Annotated in this window: 16 protein-coding genes; 8 read left to right on the forward strand and 8 right to left on the reverse strand. The window is 68.9% G+C overall.

Features of this window, described 5'->3' with window-relative positions; all coding sequences use genetic code 11:
• The first annotated feature begins 7 nt into the window (after nt 1-7).
• A complete protein-coding gene (locus tag AUL34_RS12525; RefSeq protein WP_061934293.1) occupies nt 8-397 on the forward strand; it encodes a response regulator in 390 nt (129 codons plus the stop codon).
• A gap of 29 nt (nt 398-426) precedes the next feature.
• Nucleotides 427-606 (forward strand): hypothetical protein, encoded by a 180-nt coding sequence (locus AUL34_RS12530; RefSeq protein ID WP_061934295.1) that lies wholly within the window; start codon nt 427-429, stop codon nt 604-606.
• Between the two features lie 7 nt (nt 607-613).
• Here AUL34_RS12530 and AUL34_RS12535 read toward each other — a convergent pair whose 3' ends face one another.
• Nucleotides 614-2,242 carry an MFS transporter gene (locus AUL34_RS12535; protein ID WP_061934332.1) on the reverse strand — a complete coding sequence of 543 codons (1,629 nt, stop codon included), beginning with the start codon at nt 2,240-2,242 and terminating at the stop codon, nt 614-616.
• Between the two features lie 262 nt (nt 2,243-2,504).
• Between AUL34_RS12535 and AUL34_RS12540 the strand changes: the two genes are divergently transcribed.
• Genes AUL34_RS12540 through AUL34_RS12555 form a run of 4 tightly spaced genes read left to right on the forward strand, consistent with a single transcriptional unit; the run spans nt 2,505 to nt 8,645 of the window.
• Nucleotides 2,505-4,031, forward strand: a complete 1,527-nt coding sequence (locus AUL34_RS12540; protein ID WP_061934297.1) for an acyl-CoA carboxylase subunit beta — start codon at nt 2,505-2,507, stop codon at nt 4,029-4,031.
• A gap of 26 nt (nt 4,032-4,057) precedes the next feature.
• Nucleotides 4,058-4,474 carry a methylmalonyl-CoA epimerase gene (mce, locus tag AUL34_RS12545; protein ID WP_061934299.1) on the forward strand — a complete coding sequence of 139 codons (417 nt, stop codon included), beginning with the start codon at nt 4,058-4,060 and terminating at the stop codon, nt 4,472-4,474.
• Nucleotides 4,470-6,635, forward strand: coding sequence for a methylmalonyl-CoA mutase (scpA, locus tag AUL34_RS12550; protein WP_244492548.1), 2,166 nt, complete (start codon nt 4,470-4,472; stop codon nt 6,633-6,635). The genes mce and scpA overlap by 5 nt, the downstream gene beginning before the upstream one ends.
• A 12-nt stretch (nt 6,636-6,647) precedes the next feature.
• Nucleotides 6,648-8,645 (forward strand): acetyl/propionyl/methylcrotonyl-CoA carboxylase subunit alpha, encoded by a 1,998-nt coding sequence (locus AUL34_RS12555; RefSeq protein ID WP_061934304.1) that lies wholly within the window; start codon nt 6,648-6,650, stop codon nt 8,643-8,645.
• 10 nt (nt 8,646-8,655) lie between these two features.
• On the opposite strand, the gene AUL34_RS12560 is transcribed toward AUL34_RS12555, so the two are convergent.
• The 6 genes from AUL34_RS12560 to AUL34_RS12585 all read right to left on the reverse strand — a co-directional run bounded on the left by AUL34_RS12560 (nt 8,656) and on the right by AUL34_RS12585 (nt 18,150).
• Nucleotides 8,656-9,597, reverse strand: coding sequence for a cation diffusion facilitator family transporter (locus tag AUL34_RS12560; protein ID WP_061934306.1), 942 nt, complete (start codon nt 9,595-9,597; stop codon nt 8,656-8,658).
• 121 nt (nt 9,598-9,718) lie between these two features.
• Nucleotides 9,719-10,954, reverse strand: coding sequence for a pyridoxal phosphate-dependent aminotransferase (locus AUL34_RS12565; RefSeq protein ID WP_061934308.1), 1,236 nt, complete (start codon nt 10,952-10,954; stop codon nt 9,719-9,721).
• Entirely contained in the window at nt 10,951-12,495 is a 1,545-nt protein-coding gene (locus AUL34_RS12570) for an aldehyde dehydrogenase family protein (protein WP_061934310.1), read from the reverse strand. Before AUL34_RS12570 ends, AUL34_RS12565 begins: the two co-directional genes overlap by 4 nt.
• A gap of 30 nt (nt 12,496-12,525) precedes the next feature.
• On the reverse strand, nt 12,526-13,809 hold the full coding sequence (locus AUL34_RS12575) for an FAD-binding oxidoreductase (protein ID WP_061934312.1): 1,284 nt from the start codon (nt 13,807-13,809) through the stop codon (nt 12,526-12,528).
• Nucleotides 13,806-16,745 carry an FAD-binding and (Fe-S)-binding domain-containing protein gene (locus AUL34_RS12580; protein ID WP_061934314.1) on the reverse strand — a complete coding sequence of 980 codons (2,940 nt, stop codon included), beginning with the start codon at nt 16,743-16,745 and terminating at the stop codon, nt 13,806-13,808. Before AUL34_RS12580 ends, AUL34_RS12575 begins: the two co-directional genes overlap by 4 nt.
• 4 nt (nt 16,746-16,749) lie before the next feature.
• Nucleotides 16,750-18,150: a VOC family protein gene (locus AUL34_RS12585; RefSeq protein ID WP_061934316.1), complete on the reverse strand. Its 1,401-nt coding sequence runs from the start codon at nt 18,148-18,150 to the stop codon at nt 16,750-16,752.
• 248 nt (nt 18,151-18,398) lie between these two features.
• On the opposite strand from AUL34_RS12585, the gene AUL34_RS12590 reads away from it, so the two are divergent.
• Nucleotides 18,399-20,012, forward strand: a complete 1,614-nt coding sequence (locus AUL34_RS12590) for a hypothetical protein (RefSeq protein ID WP_061934317.1) — start codon at nt 18,399-18,401, stop codon at nt 20,010-20,012.
• Between the two features lie 69 nt (nt 20,013-20,081).
• Nucleotides 20,082-20,839, forward strand: a protein-coding gene (locus AUL34_RS22280; RefSeq protein WP_192845745.1) for an IS5 family transposase whose coding sequence is annotated in 2 segments (ribosomal slippage) — nt 20,082-20,412 and nt 20,412-20,839 — 759 coding nt in all. Because the reading frame shifts where the segments join, the coding sequence is not laid out codon by codon here.
• 137 nt (nt 20,840-20,976) lie between these two features.
• Here AUL34_RS22280 and AUL34_RS22285 read toward each other — a convergent pair.
• Nucleotides 20,977-21,120: a hypothetical protein gene (locus tag AUL34_RS22285; RefSeq protein WP_156420910.1), complete on the reverse strand. Its 144-nt coding sequence runs from the start codon at nt 21,118-21,120 to the stop codon at nt 20,977-20,979.
• Between the last annotated feature and the right edge of the window lie 216 nt (nt 21,121-21,336).

A 21,336-nucleotide genomic window follows, 5' to 3' on the forward strand; every position in this document is an offset into this window, starting at 1 on the left:
AAGCCGCATGATCAGACCATTCGATCGCTCCCGCTTCGCCATCCTCGTGGTGGAGGACGAGCCGTTGCTGCTCCTCGACGCCCTCGACATGGTGGAGGACGCCGGCTTCACGGCCTACGGCGCGTCGAACGCGGACGAGGCGATCCGGCTCCTGGAGAGGCACGACGACATCCGCGTGCTGTTCACGGATGTCGACATGCCGGGATCGATGGACGGCCTGCGGCTTGCCCACGCCGTTCGCGATCGCTGGCCGCCGATGGGCATCATCGTCGCCTCCGGGCATATTCGGGTGAAGGCCGAGGAACTGCCGGAAAACGGAATGTTCTTCCCCAAGCCCTACCTCCCGTCCATCGTGGCGAAGACCCTTCACACGATCGCAGAGCGGCTCGCGGCCTGAACCGTCGGCACGGCATTTCGAGAACCCCCATGAGCGACGAGAAGCGGCCGGGCGACGGCGAGACGGTGCGCGAGAAGACCGAGCGGCTGAAGGCGGCGCGGCTTCAGGCGGATCGTGAGCGCGACGCGCGTATCGAGCGCGACACGCGCAAGTCCGCCGCCCGGCGCAAGGCGCTCGCCGGCCCGTCGATCAAGGGACCGGCGCGCTGAAGCGCCGTCACGGAATTTCCGGATGCGGCTTGATGGGCATGTCGTCGGCGACGGGCACGGTCTGCCGCTCGATCATGCGATGGACGCGCGGGCGCCCGACGCCGCGATGGAGCGCCAGCAAGCGATCGTAGACGTCGGCATCGGCCTTGGTGCGCCGGGTGTTGTGGCGGACGTACTCGACCCAGGTCGGGACGTGGTAGGTCTCGGTCCAGACCTCCGGGTTCTCCAGATCGCGCAGGAGCGACCATTGCCGCGCCCCGTCGCGGATACGCACGCGGCGTCGCTCGGCCATGACGGCGAGGAAGGCCGGGACGTCCTCGATCGCGATCTCGTAGTCCACCAGCACCATGATCGGACCGCTTCGAGAGGCGAGGTCGAGGCGCAGTTCCGGCTCCTTGAAGCGGTCGAGCGGATCGAGGTCGAGGGCGACGAGGGCGGGGATGGCGTATCGCAGGCCGATCGCCGCGCCGACGGCCAGAAGAGCGCCGGCGTAGAGGAGCGCGGTCGAGGGATCGCGCGCGGCGGCGACGAGGCCCCAGATCCAGCTTCCCAACGCCATGCCGCCGAAGGTGGCGGTCTGGTAGATCGATAGAGCCCGCCCCACCACCCAGCGCGGGGTGGACAGCTGCACCGTGACGTTGAAGAGCGACAGCGCCAGCACCCAGGCGGCGCCGGCCGGCATCAGGGCGAGGGCGGTGAGCCAGGTCTGCCGGCTGCCGGCGACGAGCGCGGCGCTGATGCCGAAAGTCAGGAAGCCGATCCGGGCGATGGTCTCGCTGGTGCAGGCGTTGCGAAGCCGTGTGCTCAGGAGTGCTCCGCCAATCGCGCCGACGCCGAAGCTGCCGAGAAGAAGCCCGAAGGTCGCCGCGTTGCCCGCCACGAGATCGCGCGCGACGAGCGGCAGGAGTGCCAGGATCGACACCGCGCCGACGCCGAACAGGAAGGCTCGGCCGATGACGGTGAGAAGGTTCGGCGACATGGCGACGAAGCGAAGGCCCGACGACACGGCGTGCGGAAACGCCTCGCGCGGCAGCGCGGAGGGTTGGCGACGGTAGCCCCAGCGGACGAGCGCCGCGATCAGCGGCACGTAGCTGACGGCGTTCAGGGCGAAGGCGCCCGCCGCTCCGACGGCGGCGACGAGAAGGCCGCCGATCGCCGGCCCGATGCTGCGCATCAGGTTGAAGGCCATCGAGTTGAGCGTGACGGCCGACGGGATGTCCGAGCGCGATACGAGATCGCCGATCGAGGCCTGCCAGGAGGGATTGTGGAGCGCGGTACCGCAGCCGATCAGGAAGGTGAAGAAGAGGAGAAGCCATGGCGTGATCCATCCCTGGATCGCGAGGACGGCGAGCGCGACCGACGCCACCATCATCAGCCCCTGCGCCACCAGCATGACGCGGCGGCGGTCGAAGCTGTCGGCGAGCGCCCCGGCGGCCAGCGAGAAGATCATGATGGGAAGGGTCGTCGCGGTCTGGACGAGGGCCACCATGTCATCGGACGTGGCGATGCTCGCCATCATCCATCCGGCGCCGACGGCCTGGATGAGGCCGCCGAGGTTGGAGACGAGGACGGCGGACCAGAGAAGACGGAAGTCGGCGCTGCGGAAGGGACGGAGAAGGGGGGATTGCTGTGGCAAGGGCTGGGCCGGCATGTGGGGCAGGTGGTTTTCCCGTTGTAGGGCGCAGCGGACCCCGAGTCCCGCGCGATTAAGCCTTGCTTCGCTTCGAAACGATGCCTTTCGCTCCTTCGTGTTGCGATCCGTCGCTCTCGGCCATGGTCGCCTGTGCCGCTGATTTGATATGCCGGGGGAGCGAATCGCGAGTTTCTCCGGTTCGCGGCATCTTGGGTTGCGGGAACCTCCGGCCTTCCGTCATCCTGCAGGGGTTGGGAGGACCGCCATGTCGTCGACGATCCAGGAACTCGAACGCCGCCGGGAGGCCGCGCGGCAGGGCGGGGGCGAGCGGCGCATCGCCGCCCAGCACGCCAAGGGCAAGCTGACCGCACGCGAGCGGCTGGACGTGCTTCTGGACGAGGGCTCCTTCGAGGAGCTCGACATGTTCGTGGAGCACAACTGCACCGACTTCGGCATGGAGACGCAGGTCGTGCCGGGCGACGGGGTGGTTACGGGCTCGGGGACCGTCAACGGCCGTCTCGTCTTCGTCTTCTCCCAGGACTTCACCGTGTTCGGCGGCTCGCTGTCGGAACGGCACGCCGCCAAGATCTGCAAGATCATGGACATGGCGTTGCGGGTCGGCGCGCCGGTGATCGGACTCAACGATTCGGGCGGCGCCCGTATCCAGGAGGGCGTCGCCTCGCTCGGCGGCTATGCCGAGGTGTTCCAGCGCAACGTTCTGGCGTCCGGTGTCGTGCCCCAGCTCAGCCTCGTGATGGGGCCTTGCGCGGGCGGTGCCGTCTACTCGCCGGCGATGACCGACTTCATCTTCATGGTGAAGGACTCGTCCTACATGTTCGTCACCGGGCCGGATGTCGTGAAGACGGTGACCAACGAGGTCGTCAGCCAGGAGGACCTCGGCGGTGCGGTGACGCACACGACGAAATCCTCGGTCGCGGATCGAGCCTTCGCCAACGACATCGAGGCGCTTCTCGCCGCGCGCGACTTCATCGGCTTCCTGCCGGCGTCGAACCGCACCGGCGTGCCGGTGCGCCCGAGCCCGGACCCGTTCGACCGGACGGAGCCGGGCCTCGACACGCTGATTCCGCCGAACGCCAACCAGCCCTACGACATGCACGAGCTGGTCGGTAAGGTCGTGGACGAAGGCGAGTTCTTCGAGATCCAGCCGAACCATGCGGGCAACATCATCGTGGGCTTCGGACGGATCGAGGGGCGCACGGTCGGTCTCGTGGCCAACCAGCCCACCGTGCTGGCCGGCTGCCTCGACATATCGGCATCGAAGAAGGCCGCGCGGTTCGTGCGCTTCTGCGACGCGTTCGAGATCCCGATCGTCACCTTCGTGGACGTGCCGGGCTTCCTGCCGGGCGTCGCGCAGGAGCACAACGGCATCATCAAGCACGGCGCCAAGCTCCTCTTCGCCTATGCCGAGGCGACGGTGCCGAAGATCACCGTGATTACCCGCAAGGCTTATGGCGGCGCGTACGACGTGATGGCCTCCAAACACCTGCGCGGCGATCTGAACTACGCCTGGCCCACTGCTGAGATCGCGGTGATGGGCGCCAAGGGAGCGGTGGAGATCATCTTCCGGGGGCGGAGCGCGGAGGAGATCGCGGAGCGGACCGCGGAATACGAACGCCGCTTCGCCAACCCGTTCGTTGCGGCCTCGAAGGGCTTCGTGGACGAGGTGATCATGCCGCATTCGACGCGCCGCCGCGTGGCGCTGGGGCTTCGCAAGCTGCGGGGCAAGCGGCTGGAGAACCCCTGGAAGAAGCACGACAACATCCCGTTGTGACGGATCGGCGGATGGGAGGTCCTGCCATGTTCGGACGATTGAACCATGTCGGCGTCGCGACGCCGTCGATCGTGCGCGCGCGCGAACACTACGCGGGGCTCTTCGGCACGGCGGCGGTGGGCGAGCCCTTCGATCTCGCGGAGCAGGGGGTGCGCGTCTGCTTCGTCGATGCGGAGAATACGCAGATCGAACTCATCGAGCCGCTGGACGACGCCTCGCCGGTCGCCGGTTTTCTCGCCCGCAACCCGGCGGGCGGGCAGCATCACCTCTGCTTCGAGGTCGGCGATCTCGATGCGGCGATCGCGCAGGCCACGGCCGCCGGCGCACGGGTGCTCGGGAGCCCCCGCATCGGCGCGCACGGCACGCGGATCGTCTTCCTGCATCCGCGCGACATGGGGGGCGTTCTGGTGGAACTGATGGAGGCGCCCGATGGCGGACATTGAACGCCCGACGCTGGCCGACTGGGAAGCGCTCGCGGCACGCGAGGTGAAGGGCCGCGACCTCGACTGGCGGACGCCGGAAGGCATCACCGTGAAGCCGCTCTACACGGCGGAGGATACGGCCGGCTGGGATCCCGGCCTGCCGGGCTTCGCGCCCTTCACCCGGGGCGCGCGCGCCTCGATGTATGCCGGGCGGCCCTGGACGATCCGGCAGTATGCGGGCTTCTCGACGGCCGAGGAATCCAACGCCTTCTACCGCCGCAACCTGAAGGCCGGGCAGAAGGGCCTGTCGGTGGCCTTCGACCTCGCCACCCATCGCGGCTACGATTCGGACCATCCCCGCGTCCACGGCGACGTCGGCAAGGCCGGGGTGGCGATCGACACGGTGGAGGACATGAAGATCCTCTTCGACGGCATTCCGCTGGGCGAGATGTCGGTGTCGATGACCATGAACGGGGCGGTGATCCCCGTGCTCGCCTTCTTCATCGTGGCGGGCGAGGAGCAGGGCGTGCCGCGCGCCCGGCTCGACGGGACCATCCAGAACGACATCCTCAAGGAGTTCATGGTCCGCAACACGTATATCTATCCGCCCGAACCCTCGATGCGGATCGTCTCGGACATCTTCGCCTACACGAGCCGCGAGATGCCGCGGTTCAATTCGATCTCGATCTCCGGCTACCACATGCAGGAGGCAGGGGCGACGCAGCTCCAGGAGCTCGCCTTCACCATCGCCGACGGCATGGAATACGTGCGCTACGGCGTGGCGTCCGGCCTCGATATCGATGCTTTCGCAGGACGTTTGAGCTTCTTCTTCGCAATCGGCATGAACTTCTTCATGGAGGTGGCGAAGCTTCGGGCGGCGCGCGTTCTCTGGCACCGGGCGATGACGGAACTCGGCGCCCGCGACGAGCGCTCCAAGATGCTGCGCACGCATTGCCAGACGTCGGGCGTCTCGTTGACCGAGCAGGATCCGTACAACAACGTCATGCGCACCACGATCGAGGCCATGGCCGCGATGCTCGGCGGCACGCAGTCGCTCCACACCAACGCTCTGGACGAGGCGATCGCGCTCCCGACCGACTTTTCCGCCCGCATCGCCCGCAACACGCAGCTTGTGCTGCAGGAAGAGACGGGGATGACCCGGGTCGTCGATCCGCTCGGCGGCAGCTACTACGTCGAGAGCCTCACGAAGGCGCTCGTGGACGGAGCCTGGGCGCTGATCGAGCGCATCCGCGCAGAGGGCGGCATGGCCAAGGCGGTCGCGGCGGGCTGGCCGAAGGCGATGATCGAGGAGGCCGCTGCCGCCAAGGCGGCGCGGGTCGACCGCGGCGAGGACGTCATCGTCGGCGTCAATCGCTATCGGCTGGAAGCCGAAGCGGCGATCGAGATCCTGGACGTCGACAACCACGCCGTGCGCGAGGCGCAGGTGCGCCGGATCAGCCAGGTCAAGGCGGAGCGCGACCAAGTGACGGTCACGGCGGCGCTGGATGCCTTGCGCGAGGGTGCGAAGGGCGGCGGCAACCTCTTGGAGCTTGCGGTCGACTGCGCCCGTGCGCGCGCGACGCTCGGCGAGATCTCCGCCGCGATGGAGGACGTGTTCGGACGCTTCGACACCCACCCGCAACCGGTGAAGGGCATCTATGGCGGCGCCTATGCGGACGATCCGCGCTGGACGCGGCTGACCGACGCGGTCTCAGCGACGGAGCGCCGGCTCGGCCGTCGCCCGCGCATGCTGGTCGCCAAGATGGGGCAGGACGGGCACGACCGGGGCGCCAATCTCGTGTCCTCGATGTTCGGCGATCTCGGCTTCGAGATCGTGCCGGGGCCGCTGTTCCAGACGCCGGCCGAGGCGGCGGCGCTGGCGGTGGAACGGCAGGTGGACGTCGTCGGCGCCTCGTCGCTCGCGGCCGGCCACAAGACGCTGATTCCCGAACTGATCGAACGGCTCGCGGAGGCCGGGCGGGCGGACATCAAGGTCGTCGCGGGCGGCGTCATTCCGGCGCAGGACTACGACGCGCTTCGTCGGGCGGGGGTCTCCGCGATCTTCGGGCCCGGCACCAATCTCATCGAGGCGGCTGGCGAGGTGCTTCGCCTTCTCGGCCACAACATGCCGCCGGCGGAGGCGTCGTCCGATCCCTCCACCGCGCGCCGCGACGCAGAGTAAAGGCTCATCTCCTTGTTCCAGAAGATCCTGATCGCCAATCGCGGCGAGATCGCCTGCCGCGTCATGCGCACGGCCAAGCGCATGGGGCTCGCCACCGTCGCGGTCTATTCCGATGCCGACGCCCGCGCGCCGCATGTGCTGATGGCCGACGAGGCGGTGCGGCTCGGGCCGGCGCCGGCCGCCGAGAGCTATCTGCGCGCCGACCTGATCCTCGACGCGGCGCGCGCGACGGGGGCGGAGTGCATCCATCCCGGCTACGGCTTCCTGTCGGAGCGCGAGAGCTTCGCACGCGCCTGCGAGGAGGCCGGCATCGCCTTCGTCGGCCCGCCGCCGGGCGCCATCGCGGCCATGGGCGACAAGATCCAGTCGAAGAAACTGGCAAAGGCTGCCGGCGTCAACGTGGTGCCGGGCTTCCTCGGCGAGATCGAGAGCACCGAGGACGCGGTGCGCATCGCCGCCGAGATCGGCTTTCCCGTGATGATGAAGGCCTCGGCCGGCGGTGGCGGCAAGGGGATGCGGCTCGCCTTCAACGAAAGCGACGTGCGCGAGGGCTTCGAGGCGGTGAAGCGCGAGGGGCTGGCGAGCTTCGGCGACGACCGCGTGTTCATCGAGAAGTTCATCGAGAGCCCGCGCCATATCGAGATCCAGGTGCTCGGCGACCGGCACGGCACCGTCCTCTATCTCGGCGAGCGCGAGTGCTCGATCCAGCGGCGGCACCAGAAGGTGGTGGAGGAGGCGCCGTCGCCCTTCGTCACGCCGGAGATGCGCCGCGCCATGGGCGAGCAGGCCGTGGCTCTCGCCAAGGCCGTCGGCTACCATTCGGCGGGTACGGTGGAACTGATCGTCTCGGGCGCCGACACGAGCGGAAAGAGCTTCTATTTCCTGGAGATGAACACGCGTCTTCAGGTGGAGCATCCGGTGACCGAGATGGTGACGGGGCTCGATCTCGTGGAGGAGATGATCAGGGTCGCCGCCGGTGAAAAGCTGCGGATCGGCCAGGACGACGTTCGCCTCGACGGCTGGTCGATCGAAACGCGCGTCTATGCAGAGGATCCCTATCGCGGCTTCCTGCCCTCGACGGGGCGCCTGTCGCGCTACCGCCCGCCGGAGGCCGGCGCGGGCGTGCGGGTGGACGACGGAGTCGTGGAAGGCAGCGAGGTCTCGATGTTCTACGACCCGATGATCGCCAAGCTGGTGACCCACGGCGAGACGCGTGAGGCGGCGATCGACGCGCAGGTGGAGGCGCTGGACCGGTTCGAGCTTTCGGGCCTCGGCAACAACATCGATTTCCTCTCGGCCATCATGCAGCACGAGCGGTTCCGGGCCGGGGCGCTGACGACCGGCTTCATCGCCGAGGCGTATCCGGAGGGTTTTGGGGGTGTGGAGCCCGGCGAGCCATTGGCGCGTCACCTCGCCGTCGTGGCCGTGCTGGCCACGCTGATGCGGGCCGAGCGCGATGCCGCGATCGACGGGCAGCTCGGGTCTGCGCTGCGCCCATCGCGGCGGTGGATGAGCCAGATCGGCGAACGCTGCTTCGACATCGCCGTCTCCGGCGACGGGCCCGATCGCGCGGTTTCGATCGACGGCGCGGCGGCCGTCCGCGCGGCTCTCGACTGGCGGTTCGGCGAGGCGATGGCGCGATCGACGGTCGACTGCGAAGCGCTATGGATGCGGATCGCACCGACCTTGCGTGGCGCCGCGATCACCACGCGAGGGAAGACGCATGAGATTTGCGTGTCCCGACCGCGCGTCTTCGAGCTGTCGCGGCACATGATCGCCAAGGAGCCGCCGGACCTGTCGCGCTTCCTGATCTGCCCGATGCCGGGCCTTCTGACGCAGCTCCACGTGAAGACGGGCGATCGTGTGGAGGCCGGGCAGGTTGTCGGCACAGTGGAAGCGATGAAGATGGAGAACAACCTGCGCGCCCCGAAGGCCGCCACGATCGCGGCCGTGCACGCGAGCGTCGGCGAGAGCCTTGCGGCGGATTTCGTGATCCTGGAGTTCGCGTGACGCTCGTCACTCAACCGTCGGCGATGGACCGGGCGCGCTGCGCCCAGGTTCCGGCCGTCTGAGGCTTGACGAAGAGCGTCGTCACGTCTGGCTGCTCGGCTCTCACGCGGGTCTCGATCCGCTGAACGCAGGCTTCGATTTCGGGCGCGGTCATGTGGTCCTCGAACTCGGCGCTGAGGGCGACCACGATCTGGCGGGGACCGAGATGGGTCGTGATGGCGCCGTTCGCCTTGCGGATGGCCGGATCGGCTTCCGCGATCCGCAGGATCGACGCCTGGACTGCCGGCAGGGCCGGTTCCCCGATGAGGAGCCCCTTGCTCTCGCGCGCCAGGAAGATCGCGACGCCTGCCAGCAGGAGGCCGATGCCGATCGAGGCCAGACCGTCGAGCTCGGGCATGCCGAGGCGTTCGGCGAGGAAGATGCCGGCGAAGGCGATGACGAGGCCGGCGAGCGCCGCACTGTCCTCCAACAGGACGGTGAAGGTGGTCGGGTCCTTGCTGCGGGTGATCGCCTCGATGTAGCCGGCGGAGCCCTTTTGCCGGCGGAACTCGCGCAGCGCGACGACCCATGAAAAGCCTTCGAAGAGGAAGGAGGCGCCGAGCACGGCGTAGTTCCACCCGGGGCTCTCGATCGGCTCGGGGTCCATCATGTGGTGGATGCCCTGGTAGATCGACACGCCCGCCCCGAGCGCGAAGACCAGGAGGGCGACGATGAAGCTCCAGAAATAGAGTTCGCGCCCGTGCCCGAGCGGATGCGTGCGGTCGGCCGGCTTCTCCGCCCGGCGCATGCCGTAGAGGAGAAGCACTTCGTTGCCGGTGTCGACCAGCGAGTGGACGCCTTCGCTGAGCATGGCCGACGAGCCGGTGACGAAGGCCGCCGCGAACTTGGTGACGGCGATCAGGAAATTGCCGGCGAGCGCCGCATAGACCACCGTCTTCGAACCGTCTGCCACGCGCGTGTTCCTGTTCCAGTCGGACGGGAAGCTGGCGCGGCGACCTGAAAGGTCGAGTGCGGGAACGGGGGGACTGCGAGCGAACAGCCGTGCCGAGAAACGGAACGGCTGCTCGCAGCGCTCAATCGCGGTGAAGGCGCTCGCACGCCCCGGCGATCCGGGCGAGCGCGGTGGAGAGCTCGGTTTCCGATGTCGCGTAGGAGATGCGGAAGAAGGGCTCGAGGCCGAAGCAGGAGCCCGGCACCACGGCGACGTCCGCCTCCAAGAGATAGTCCGTGAAGTCGCGGTCGGTGGCGATCACACGCCCGTCCGGCGTGCGCGAGCCGAGAAGGCCGGCGCACGAGGCGAAGGTGTAGAACGCGCCCTGCGGCACCGGGCAGTCGATGCCGGGCACCGCGTTGAGCCCGGCGACCACGAGGTCGCGCCGACGCCGGAACGCATCGCGCCGCTCGGCGACCACCCCTTGCGGGCCGTCGAGCGCTTCGACCGCCGCCGCCTGGCTGACGGAGGAGGGGCAGGACGTCGCCTGGCTCTGGACCACCGCCATGGCCTTGATGAGGTCGGCCGGACCGCCGCCGTAGCCGATCCGCCAACCGGTCATCGCGTAGGCCTTGGATACCCCGTTGACGGTCAGCGTGCGGTCCGCAAGATCGGGCGCGACGCCCGCGAACGTCGCGAAGGCGAGCCCGTCGTAGAGGATGTGTTCGTACATGTCGTCCGACATGACCCAGACCTGCGCGTGCCGCCGCACGACGTCGGCGAGCGCCTTCAGCTGGTCGGCGTCGTAGGCCGCGCCGGAAGGGTTCGACGGCGAGTTCAGGAGAAGCCAGCGCGTGCGCGGCGTGACCGCCGCCTCGAGCTGCTCCGGCCGAAGCCGGAAGCCGTTCTCGGGGCCGCAGGGAACCAGCACCGGCTTGCCGCCGGCGATGGCCACGATGTCGCTGTAGCTCGTCCAGTACGGGGTCGGGATGACGACCTCGTCGCCGGCCGACAGCGTCGCCATGAAGGCGTTGTACAGGATCTGCTTGGCGCCCGCGCCGCAGGTCACCTCGTCCTGCGCGAAGCGCAGACCGTTCTCGCGCTCGAATTTGCGGCGCACCGCTTCTTTCAGCTCGGGCGTGCCGTCGAGCGCGGTGTACTTGGTGGCCCCCGCGCGGATCGCGCGGATGGCGGCTTCCTTGACGTTGTCGGGCGTGTCGAAGTCGGGCTCGCCGGCGCCCAGGATGATCATGGGTCGGCCGGCGCGCTTGAGCGCGCCTGCCTTGGCCGTGATCTTCAGGATCTCCGAGACGCCGATCGAGCCGATGCGGGCCGCCGGCTGGAACGCGCGCGTCTCAGGCTGGAGAAGCGCGCTCATGCCTCGGCCGAGCCCCCGTCCACGTCGAACTTCACGCCTTGAGCCAGCGGCAGGGAATGGCCGTAGTTGATGGCGTTGGTCTGGCGGCGCATGTAGGCCTTCCAGGCGTCCGAACCGCTCTCGCGGCCGCCGCCGGTCTCCTTCTCGCCGCCGAATGCGCCGCCGATCTCGGCACCGGACGTGCCCATGTTGACGTTGGCGATGCCGCAGTCCGAACCCCCGGCGGACAGGTAGCGCTCCACCTCGCGCATGTCGGTGCCGAAGATCGACGACGACAGGCCCTGGGGCACGCCGTTCTGCAGCGCGATCGCCTCGTCGAGGTCGCGATACTTGAGGACGTAGAGGATCGGGGCGAAGGTCTCTTCCACCACGGGTCCGGTCTGCGACGGCATCTCGACCAGCGCCGGGCGCACGTAGAACGAAGCGTCGCCGTTGACGTCGACGCGCTCGCCGCCCGTGACCGTGCCGCCCGCGGCCTTGGCCGCCGCCAGCGCCTTGCCCATGCCTTCGAAGGCCGCGCCGTCGATCAGCGGGCCGACCAACGCATCGGAAGTCAGCGGGTTGCCGACGGAGATGTTGGCGTAGACCCGCTTCAGACGCGAAACGAGCGTGTCGTAGACGGTTTCGTGAACGATCAGGCGGCGCATGGTGGTGCAGCGCTGGCCCGCGGTGCCCATCGCACCGAAGGCGACGGCACGCAGGGCGAGATCGAGGTCGGCCGAGGGCGTGACGATGGAGGCGTTGTTGCCGCCGAGCTCGAGGATGGCGCGGGCGAAGCGGCGGGCGAGGCGCTCACCCACCGCGCGGCCCATGCGGGTCGAGCCCGTGGCCGAGACGACGGGCACGCGGGGATCGTCCACCAGCGCCTCGCCGACCTCGCGCTCGCCGACCAGAAGCGTGGACAGGCCGGCCGGCACGTCACCGAAGCGGGCCGCCGCCTTCTCGAAGATCGCCTGCACCGCGATCGCGGTGAGCGGGGCCTTCTCGGACGGCTTCCAGACCACGGCGTCGCCGCAGACGAAGGCGAGCGCCGCGTTCCAGGACCACACGGCCACAGGGAAGTTGAAGGCCGAGATGACGCCGACGACGCCGATCGGGTGCCACTGCTCGGTGAGCTTGTGGTCGGCGCGCTCGGACGGGATCACGAGACCGTAGAGCTGGCGCGACAGGCCGACCGCGAAGTCGCAGATGTCGATCATCTCCTGGACTTCGCCGAGGCCTTCGGACGGCGCCTTGCCGACTTCGAGGCTCACGAGGCGGCCGAGCGCTTCCTTGTGGGTGCGCAGCTCCTCGCCGAGGAGCCGGACCAGCTCGCCGCGACGGGGCGCCGGGACGGTGCGCCAGGCGAGATAGGCGGCATGGGCCTGGCCGATCGCATCGCCGACGGCGCCGGTTTCCACCATGGGAACAGAGGCGAGGACGGAGCCGTCCACCGGCGAGACGACGCGGCGCGAGCCGCCCGTGAAGGCGGCCTGCGGGACGCCGAGCTCGGACAGGATGGTCTGCACTTCGGCGTTCAGGGAGGAGGGCGTATCCAGCATGGTCTTGGTGATCCTGTTGTCTAAGAGGGGTTAGAGGCGTGCGCCGGTGAAGTGGGCGACCTGCGCGCCGACTTCGTAGTAGGCCTCGCGCAGGCCGCGTCGGGGGGCGTCGGCCGGGTCGGTGACGGGGAGCGGCAGGTCGGCCTCCTCGATCCTGCCGAGGAGGAGATCCGCGAGGCAGCGGCCAAAGACGGTGCCGGGGGCAATACCGCGCCCGTTGTAGCCGCTGAAGCAGACGACGTCGCGGCCGAGGCGGTGGAACGAGGGCAGGTTGTTTTCGGTCATGCCGATCATGCCGTACCACTCGTGCTCGAAGGCCACGGCGCCGAGCTGGGGGAAGAGTTTGGCGAGCGCCCGGCGTCCCCAGTCGCGGTGGACGGGACCACCCGTGCCGCGCAGCGCGCCCACGGACCCGAAGACGAGGCGGCCCGCACGGTCGAACCGGAAGGAGCTAAGCACCTCGCGCGTGTCCCACACGCCCTGGCGTTCCGGCAGGATGGAGCGTCGCACGTTGTCGCCGAGCGGGGCGGTCGCCATGTTGAAATAGGGCAGGTGGACCTGCTCGCGACGGATCTGCGGCCAGACCCCGACGGTGTAGGCGTCGGTCGCGACGACCACGGACTTCGCCCGGACGGTGCCGCCCGCCGTATCCAGGCGCCAGTGGGAACCCTCGTCCGTCGCGCCGGTGACGGCGCTGCCCGTGAAGAGCCTGGCGCCCGCCGCCATGGCCGCCCGTGCCAGTCCCCGCACGTAGGCGAGGGGCTGGATCGTGCCGGCGCGCTCGTCGAGAAGCGACCCGGCATAGGCGGTGGAGCCGACCTTGCGCGTCGTCTCCGCCGCGTCGAGGAGGCGGACCGGGGCGCCGCGCGCTTGCCACTGGCGGGCCCGCTCGGTGATCTCGGCCAGACCCTTCTGGCCGACCGCGCAGTGCAGCGTTCCCTGCCGCTCGACCTCGCAGTCAATGCCGTGGCGCTCGACGAGGTCGAACACCGTCTTCGGGGCGCCGCCGAGGAGTTCGAGAAGGCGCGAGCCGTAGATTTCGCCGAGTTCACCCGGCAGGTCGTCCGGCATCACCCACATGCCGGCGTTGACGAGGCCGACATTGCGCCCCGATCCACCGAAACCGATCTCGGCGGCTTCCAGAAGCGCGACGCTGGCGCCGCCCTCGGCGAGATGCAGCGCGGCGGAGCACCCGGTGAAGCCGCCGCCGACGATGGCGACATCGACGGTGAGATCGCCTTCCAGCGCGCTCGTCGCCGGCGCCGGCGGGGCGCTCCGCTCCCAGAGCCCATGGCTGCGCGGATCGTTCCTCATGCGGCTTGATCCTTGAGGCGAGCGAAGATGGCTTCGATCGGATGGGATGGGCGAAAACCTGCGAAACGCTTGGTCTGGCACCGGCAGGAGAACCCGGTGGCGAAAATTTCGGCGGGATCGTGGCCGGCGACGCCGGGGGCCCAGCTGAGGTCGAAGATGCTTCGGGACAGTTCGGCATGCTCGGCTTCGTGGCCGAACATGCCCGCCATGCCGCAGCAGCCGAGTGCGGGAACCGCGGCCTCGAAGCCGAAATGGCCCAGCACCTGCCGCCACCGATCAGCGGTCTCGGGCCGGGAGGTGCGCTCCGTGCAATGGAGATGGACGCGGCAGGAACCGGACGAGGCGGGCGGCGCGGCGCGCACTTCGCCGGACGCGATCGCTTCCGACAGGAAGGCCTCGATCGACAGCACCTTCGGGGCCGAAGCGATCGGATGGGCCTCTTGGTATTCCTGCTCGAACAACAGGCCCGTCGCGGCATCGAGGCTTACGAGGGTCGCGCCGTCGCGGACGAGACGCGCGCGCAGGGCCTGCGCACGGCGCGCCTTGCGCGAGAAGCCTTCGTGCAGGCCGAGGACGTGTTCGGCCTTGCCGTTCGCCCAAGACGGGGACAGGACCGCCGCGAAGCCGAGCAGGCGCAGGGCACCGACGGCGGCTTCGGGCACCGAGCCGTCGAAGGCGCCGGTGAAGCTGTCGGCAAGTACGATCACCTTGCGGCCCGCCGCCGGCCTCGGCACTGCGCGCAGCCGCCCGCGCCGGGCCGGCACGATCGCTGGCAGGTCGACGAGGCCGAACCGGGCCCGGGCCAGCTGCCGAAAGCGTGGTGCCGAAAGCACCGCGTTGGCGATCGCCGGGAATCTGCGTGCGAGCGGCAGGGCGGCTTCCATGCCTGCCATGAGCGTGTGGCGCGCGGGGCGGGGGCGGGTGCGGTAGTAGTCCGCCAGGAAGCGCGACTTCATCGTGGGAATGTCGACCTTCACCGGGCATGCGTTGGAGCAGCCCTTGCAGGACAGGCAGGTGTCGAGCGTCGCCTTGACCTCCTCGGTCATCGCCTCGAGCGCTGTGCCCACATCGGCGCCGCGATCGCGCTCCGAGGCGAGGCGCGCCCATTCTCGGAGGGCCACCGCGCGGCCCTTGGGCGACTGCACCCGGTCCCGCGTCGCCTTGTAGGACGGGCACATCGGCTCCGACAGGTCCCACGAATGGCAGGCTGCGTTGCCGTTGCAGGCGATGGCGCGGTCGAAAGCCTCCGCGCGACCCGCGTCGATGGCGCGGTCGGCCTCGCCGCGCATCGGGACGGCGTCGATCCGGTCGATCCGTCCCCGGCCGTTCGGACGGGCGAGCTTGCCGGGGTTGAAGATACCGAGCGGATCGAACGCGCCCTTGATCGCTTCCAGCGCCGGGTAGAGTTCGGAGCCGAAGAAGAGCGGCGAATACTCGCCGCGGAAGCCCCGACCATGCTCGCCCCAGAGGAGGCCGCCGTAGCGCTTGGCGAGCGCGGCGACCTCGTCGGACACGGGCCGGATGAGCGCGGCGTCGGTCGGCACGGCCATGTCGAGCGCCGGGCGCACATGGAGGCAGCCAACGTCGGCATGCCCGAACATGCCGTAGCGCAGCCCGTGCCGGTCGAGGATCGCGCGGAACTCGGCCACGAAATCGGCAAGCCGTTCCGGCGGCACCGCGGTGTCCTCGACGAAGGCCGTGCCCTGCTGGCGGCCGCCGAGGCGCCCGAGGAGGCCCACGGACTTCTCGCGCAGGAGCCAGAGCTGACGGATCGTGTCGGCGTCGCGGATCGGCCTCCAGTCCATCGCCCTGTGCGGCGAGGCCGCCAGCAGCGCCTCGGCCTTCGCGATGGCGCGGTCGATCGCATCCGGGTCGTCGCCGACGAACTCGATGAAGTTCAGGCCCTTCACGGGCTCCGTCCCCGGTCCGCCGAGCACCGTCTCGATACCGGTCCAGAGGATGTCCTGGGTGGCGAGCGCCAGCACCTTGTCGTCCAGCACCTCGATCGCCGACGGCTCGGCGGCCAGAAGCGTCTGCACGTCGCGCAGTGCCGTGTCGAAGGAGGCGTAGCGCGCGACGACGAGCGCGCGATGCTTCGGCCGGGCGGCAAGCCGCAAGGTGATCGCCTTGGTGATCGCGAGCGTGCCTTCCGAACCGGCGAGAAGTCGGGCGAGGTCGAAAGGGCCGCCGGGCCGGAGGACGTCCCGCACGTTGTAGCCGGTGAGGCTGCGGTTGAGGTCGGGAAAGACCCGGGCGATCGTCTCGGCATGGTCGCGCGCCACACCGAGGACGGTGCGGTGAATGTCGGCGGCGAGGCCCGACCCTGCCGCGATGCCATCGGCCTCTTCCGCCGGCATGGCGGTTACGGACCAGTCCGTGCCATCGGACAGGACGACGTCCATCGCCTCGATCCAGGCCGAGGTCTTGCCGTAGATGCGCGAGCCCTTGCCGGACGCATCGGTCGCCACCATCCCGCCGATCGTGGCGCGCGAGGCCGTCGAGACGGTGGGCGGGAAGAACAGGCCGTGCGGCGCCAGCGCCGCGTTCAATTGGTCGAGCACGACGCCGGGCTCGACCGTCACCGTGCGCGCCTGCGTGTCCAGACGGAGGATGCGGTTCATGTGACGGGAGACATCGATCACGACGCCGGACGTCAGCGACTGGCCGTTGGTGCCCGTTCCCCCGCCGCGAACGGTGAGCGGCACGGGCGATCGCGGATCGGAGATCGCGGCGCGAACGATGCGGTTCAGGTCGTCGCCGGACTTGGGATAGAGGACGAGCGCCGGCTGGAGCTGGTAGATGCTGTTGTCGGTGCCGGCCACCAGCCGCTGCGCGAGATCGCCTGATGTCTCGCCCTCGAAGCCTTCGAGGCCGAGCGACCGAACGAAACCGTCGGACTGCCGCTCGTCCGCTGAAGCGCTCGCGTCTCGCGTCACGTCGTCAGGCCGCCGAGACCTGGGAGGAGGAGCGCAGGGCCTCGCGGACCGCGTCGACGGAACGCGCCTGCGCCGTCTCGTAGACCTCGAACTCGTCCTGCACCGGCGCGCCGAGCGCTTCCACGAAGGCATCCTTGCTGGCGTTCGAGCCGTAGCTGCGCTGTTCCTGTCCGCCGAGATTGGACTGGAAGATGCCGGCCGCGCTGACGGGGAGGAAGTCCTCGTAGACGATGGGATAGGCGGCGACGTGGCCGGACGCGACGAGGGCCTCCATCGGGCTGGTGTCGAGGCCGGCGGCAGACGCCTGGCGGCCCTTGTCCGTCAGGACGTAGCGGTAGAAGCCGAGGCCCTCGCGGCGGAGGGTCTCGTGGTCGTCCGGGAAGGCCTCGAAAGCCTTTGCGAGCCGCACGCCGTAGTTCTGGCCGGCGCTGCCGGCCCCGCCCTCGTCGCGCACGCTGGCGAGAAGCTGGTCGTAGAGGGCGCGGCCCTTGCGGGTCAGCGCGAGGCCGCGCTGCTCGATCTCGCCGAAGCGCGCCGTGTGCGTTCCCGCCTCGGCGCTCGCCTCGCCCTTGAACACGATCGCCTCTTCCAGCGCCTTGAAGCTCGTCTGGCGAAGGAGGATCGGGCAGCGGCGGGTCGGCGGGCCCTCGATCACGTCCTTGGCCGCGATGCCCCGCTCGGGCATTTCGGCTTGAACGGCGTCGATGTCCAGCGTGCGCGGCGTCAGGTGGTTGATGTGCGGGCCCTTGAAGGACACGACGTCGGCGATGAGCCGGTGGGCGGCGTTGAGGCAACGGTAGGTGCCGGCGTCCACGGTCGCCTCGCCGTGCCAGCGGAAGGTCTCGACCGCCTCGCGCACGAATTCATTGGCCTGCGCGTCGTCGAGGCCGCCCGTGCGCTCGAACGTCTCGATGAGGGCCAGCGCGCGATCCGTGAAGATGCCGCGGCGAGACAGGATGGCGGCGGCCTCACCGCGCAGCGTCTCGTCCTCGATCAGTTCGAGGCGCAGGAGCGAGGTGAAGACGCGGAACGGGTTGCGGGCGAGGTTCTCGTCGCGAACCGGCCGGAACGCGGTGGAATGCACCGGCACGCCGGCGACGGACAGGTCGTAGTAGCCCACCGGCTCCATGCCCATCACCGCAAAGAGGCGGCGCATGGTGGACAGTTCCTCGGCGGTGCCGAGACGGATGGCGCCGTGCCGCTCGAGATCGATGCGCTCGAGATCGTCGGTCCGCTCCAGATCCGTCTTCAGGGCGGGGTCGCGGTCGAGGGTCGCCGCGTTGATGTCGGCGACGAGCTCCATCAGCGTCCCGTACTGCGGCACCTCGGAGCGGTACATGTCCGACATAGTGCGCGAGAAGCGGGTGCGGATCTCGTCGGCATGGATGAATGCGCTGTTGTCCATGGTCTCGCACCTCTTCGGATCGGGCACGCCTTCGCTATCGGCGAACCGCCTCGTACATCGTCGGTCATTTGGACCCAAGCGCCCCGTCGGTTCAAACGATGATGCCGCATGACGTCATGAGCGTGGTGAATGACATGAGCGCCGCCGTACGCACCCGTGAGCCGGACAACCTCTTCGTTCAGGTGGAACGCGGCTCGCCTTTCGCGTGTGCGACCGCTACAAGGTGACCAAACGTCAGGAGGTCCCGCGTGGTTCGTCGCCTTCTTCTTTCGGCTCTCATGTCCACTTCGCTCGCGTGGCCGGCTGCGGCCGTCACGCCCCTCACGCCGCCGAAGCCGGAGCCTGCCGCCGCCGGGACGAGCGAAGGGGCGAAGGCGCTGCGCCAGATCCTCGCGGACTACCTGACGCCCGTACCGTTCGAGCGGAACATCCTCAGGATCGAGCCCGATCCTGCCGGTCAGCGCGTGATCCTCGACCCCGCCGCCGCGCTGTCGGAGCTTGCCGGCGCGCCGATCCGGTTCGCCCCCATATCGGTTATCCTGTCGAAGCGCGACGACGGCAACTGGAACGTGTTCACGCAGGACGCGATCGACGTCACCGCCGAGCCGGACGCCGGGGGCCAGAAGCAGACGTTCGAATACAAGCAGGATTCGCAGTTCTTCAAGGGCGTGTTCTCGCCCGCGCTCGCCGCTTTCACGCAAGGGGAAGGCACCGCGTTCGGAACCGTCAACACCCAGTCTGATCCGGTCTCGCTGTCGCGCGCGGAGATCCGAACGACCAGCGTGTCGACGAGTGCCAAGCCGGGCGCCACCAGCGGGGGCGCCGATATCGAGATACGACAGACCTACACGGACTACCGGCAGACCACCTCGGTGACCATGCCACCCGCGGGCGAAGGGGCGGATGCGGCCGCCGGAATGTCCTTCGGCTTCGAGCTGGGTGCGGCGGAGGTCGATAGCACGGCCAAGGTGAGCGATGGCCGGACCCGCGCCATCACCGACCTCTACGCGTTGGCGATCCGGCATGCCGGGGACCTCGAGCGCGATGCCAAGGGCACGCTGGCCGGACCGTTCGGCGCGCAGCTGAAGGGCGCGCTTCGCGCGGCCTTGCCCCTGTGGAATGCGCTCGAGGGCCAGGCGCGCGCGCGCGACCTCAAACTGACCTCTCCTTATGGCGAACTCGCCTTGGGCGAGGTCGAGCAGGCAATGCGCGCGACCGGCATCGACACGGCGGCCGGGTTCGACATCGATACGAGCATCCGGGGCATCGAGGCCGCGAGCCCCCTCATTCCGTCCTGGGCGGCGTCGCTGCTCCCGCGCGAGATGGAGATCGGCTTCGCCATGTCCGGCGTCGATCTCGCGACGCCCGCCGCCATGGCGTTGTCGGAGGTGGACTTCGCGGCCGAAGAGCCTCTGTCGCCGGAGGCCCGCGAGCGGCTCGCCGCGACGTTCGCCTCCAGCGACATCCGGACCCGGCTGAAGCCGAGCCGCATCGTCGCCGAGGACTTCGACGTCGCGTTCTCAGGAGAATTCACGTTCGACGACGCGCAGCCGGCCGCCGAGATCGCCGTGGAGGCGGGCGGTCTCGAGAAGGCGATCGCGACGCTTCAGCAGGCGGCGGCCACGCAGCCGGAACTGAACCAGGCCGTCGGCATGCTTCAGATCGTCAAGGGGTTCGGTCGACCCAAGGGCGAACGCATGGAGTGGATCGTGGCGGCCGCCGCCGACGGTTCGGTGACGATCAACGGCACCATGGTCAAGGGGCCAACACCGGCCGAAGAAACCGTGCCGGACGATCTCGTTCCGGACGTGCCGGATTCCGATGGGACGGCGCCGAGCGAAGGAACCGGGACGGACCTCTAGGTGTCGTCTGCATTCAGGGATTCCGTTTGAGCTACGGTTCTGATTCAAGGCTGGCGAAAGGAGCCGGCCTTGAGTAGACGAACACTGACGAACGAGCAATGGCACCGGATCGAGGGTTATCTTCCGGGTCGGATTGGGACGCCGGGGCGGAGCGGTGTGGACAACCGGCTGTTTGTGGACGCGATCCTGTGGATGGCCGGGAATGCGGCACGCTGGCGCGACCTGCCGGAGGTGTTCGGCAAGTGGACGGCGGTTCATGCCAGGTTCCGCCGCTGGTCGCATGCGGGCGTCTGGGAGAGGCTGTTCCATAGCTTGGCCGACACGCCGGACTTCGAATACGTCCTGATCGACAGCACGATCTCGAAGGTCCATGCCGATGCGAGCGGGGCAAAAGGGGGGCTCAGGCTGCCTGTATCGGTCGCTCCCGAGGCGGCCTGACGACCAAGCTGCACGCCGCCGTCGACGCCCTCGGCTTGCCCATCCGCATCCATCCGACACCGGGCCAGCATGGCGACCGCCCGCAGGCCGAAGCCCTCCTGGCCGGCTTGCAGGGCGTTCGTCACGTCATCGCCGATGCCGCCTATGATGCCGATCCGTTGCGCGTCTTCATCGCCGACAGCCTCGGCGCCGTCGCGCAGATCAAGGCCAATCCCAGCCGCTCCATCGCGCCCACCATCGATTGGCGGCTCTACAAGGAGCGGCACCAGATCGAGTGCTTCTTCAACAAGCTCAAGCGCTTCCGTCGCATCGCCCTACGCTGCGATAAGACGATCAGCGCCTTCATGGGCTTCGTCCATCTCGCATGCGCCATGATCTGGATGCGGTAAATGCAGACAAGACCTAGGGCCCGTCGGGTACCGCATCGGGTCGTCGGATCAGGCCGCCGTGACGAGACAAAGGGTGTTGGTCGACCGACCGTTCGATACCGCCTGTCTATTTCGCACCCGTTCCCGACATGCGCGCATCAAGCGGAGCGAGGCTCCATCGAAACGGACTCCGCGCCGGACCGTCCTTGGGTGCGGGCATCGGCTCGCTTGAGTTCGTCGAGTTTGGTGCGCAGGAACTCGGGCAGATCGTGGTCGACGCGAAACATGTCGGCATTGGCCATAGTTCGGCGGACCGCCCCCTGTAGATGTGCGCTGGTCAAGGCTCTCGTTATGATGGTCATTGTTCGGTCTCGCATGCCCGGTCGAACATTCGTCCGTGCTGCGTCAAGTTCGTGGCGCTCGGAAAGTTGCGTGCGGACCGCATGATTTTCAATTTCCGATAGTGAAGCCAAACCGACGCGTCTCTCGACGACGGCTGCGCGACGTTGCTCACGGAC

The organism is Aureimonas sp. AU22 (assembly GCF_001463745.1).
Lineage (GTDB): Bacteria > Pseudomonadota > Alphaproteobacteria > Rhizobiales > Rhizobiaceae > Aureimonas.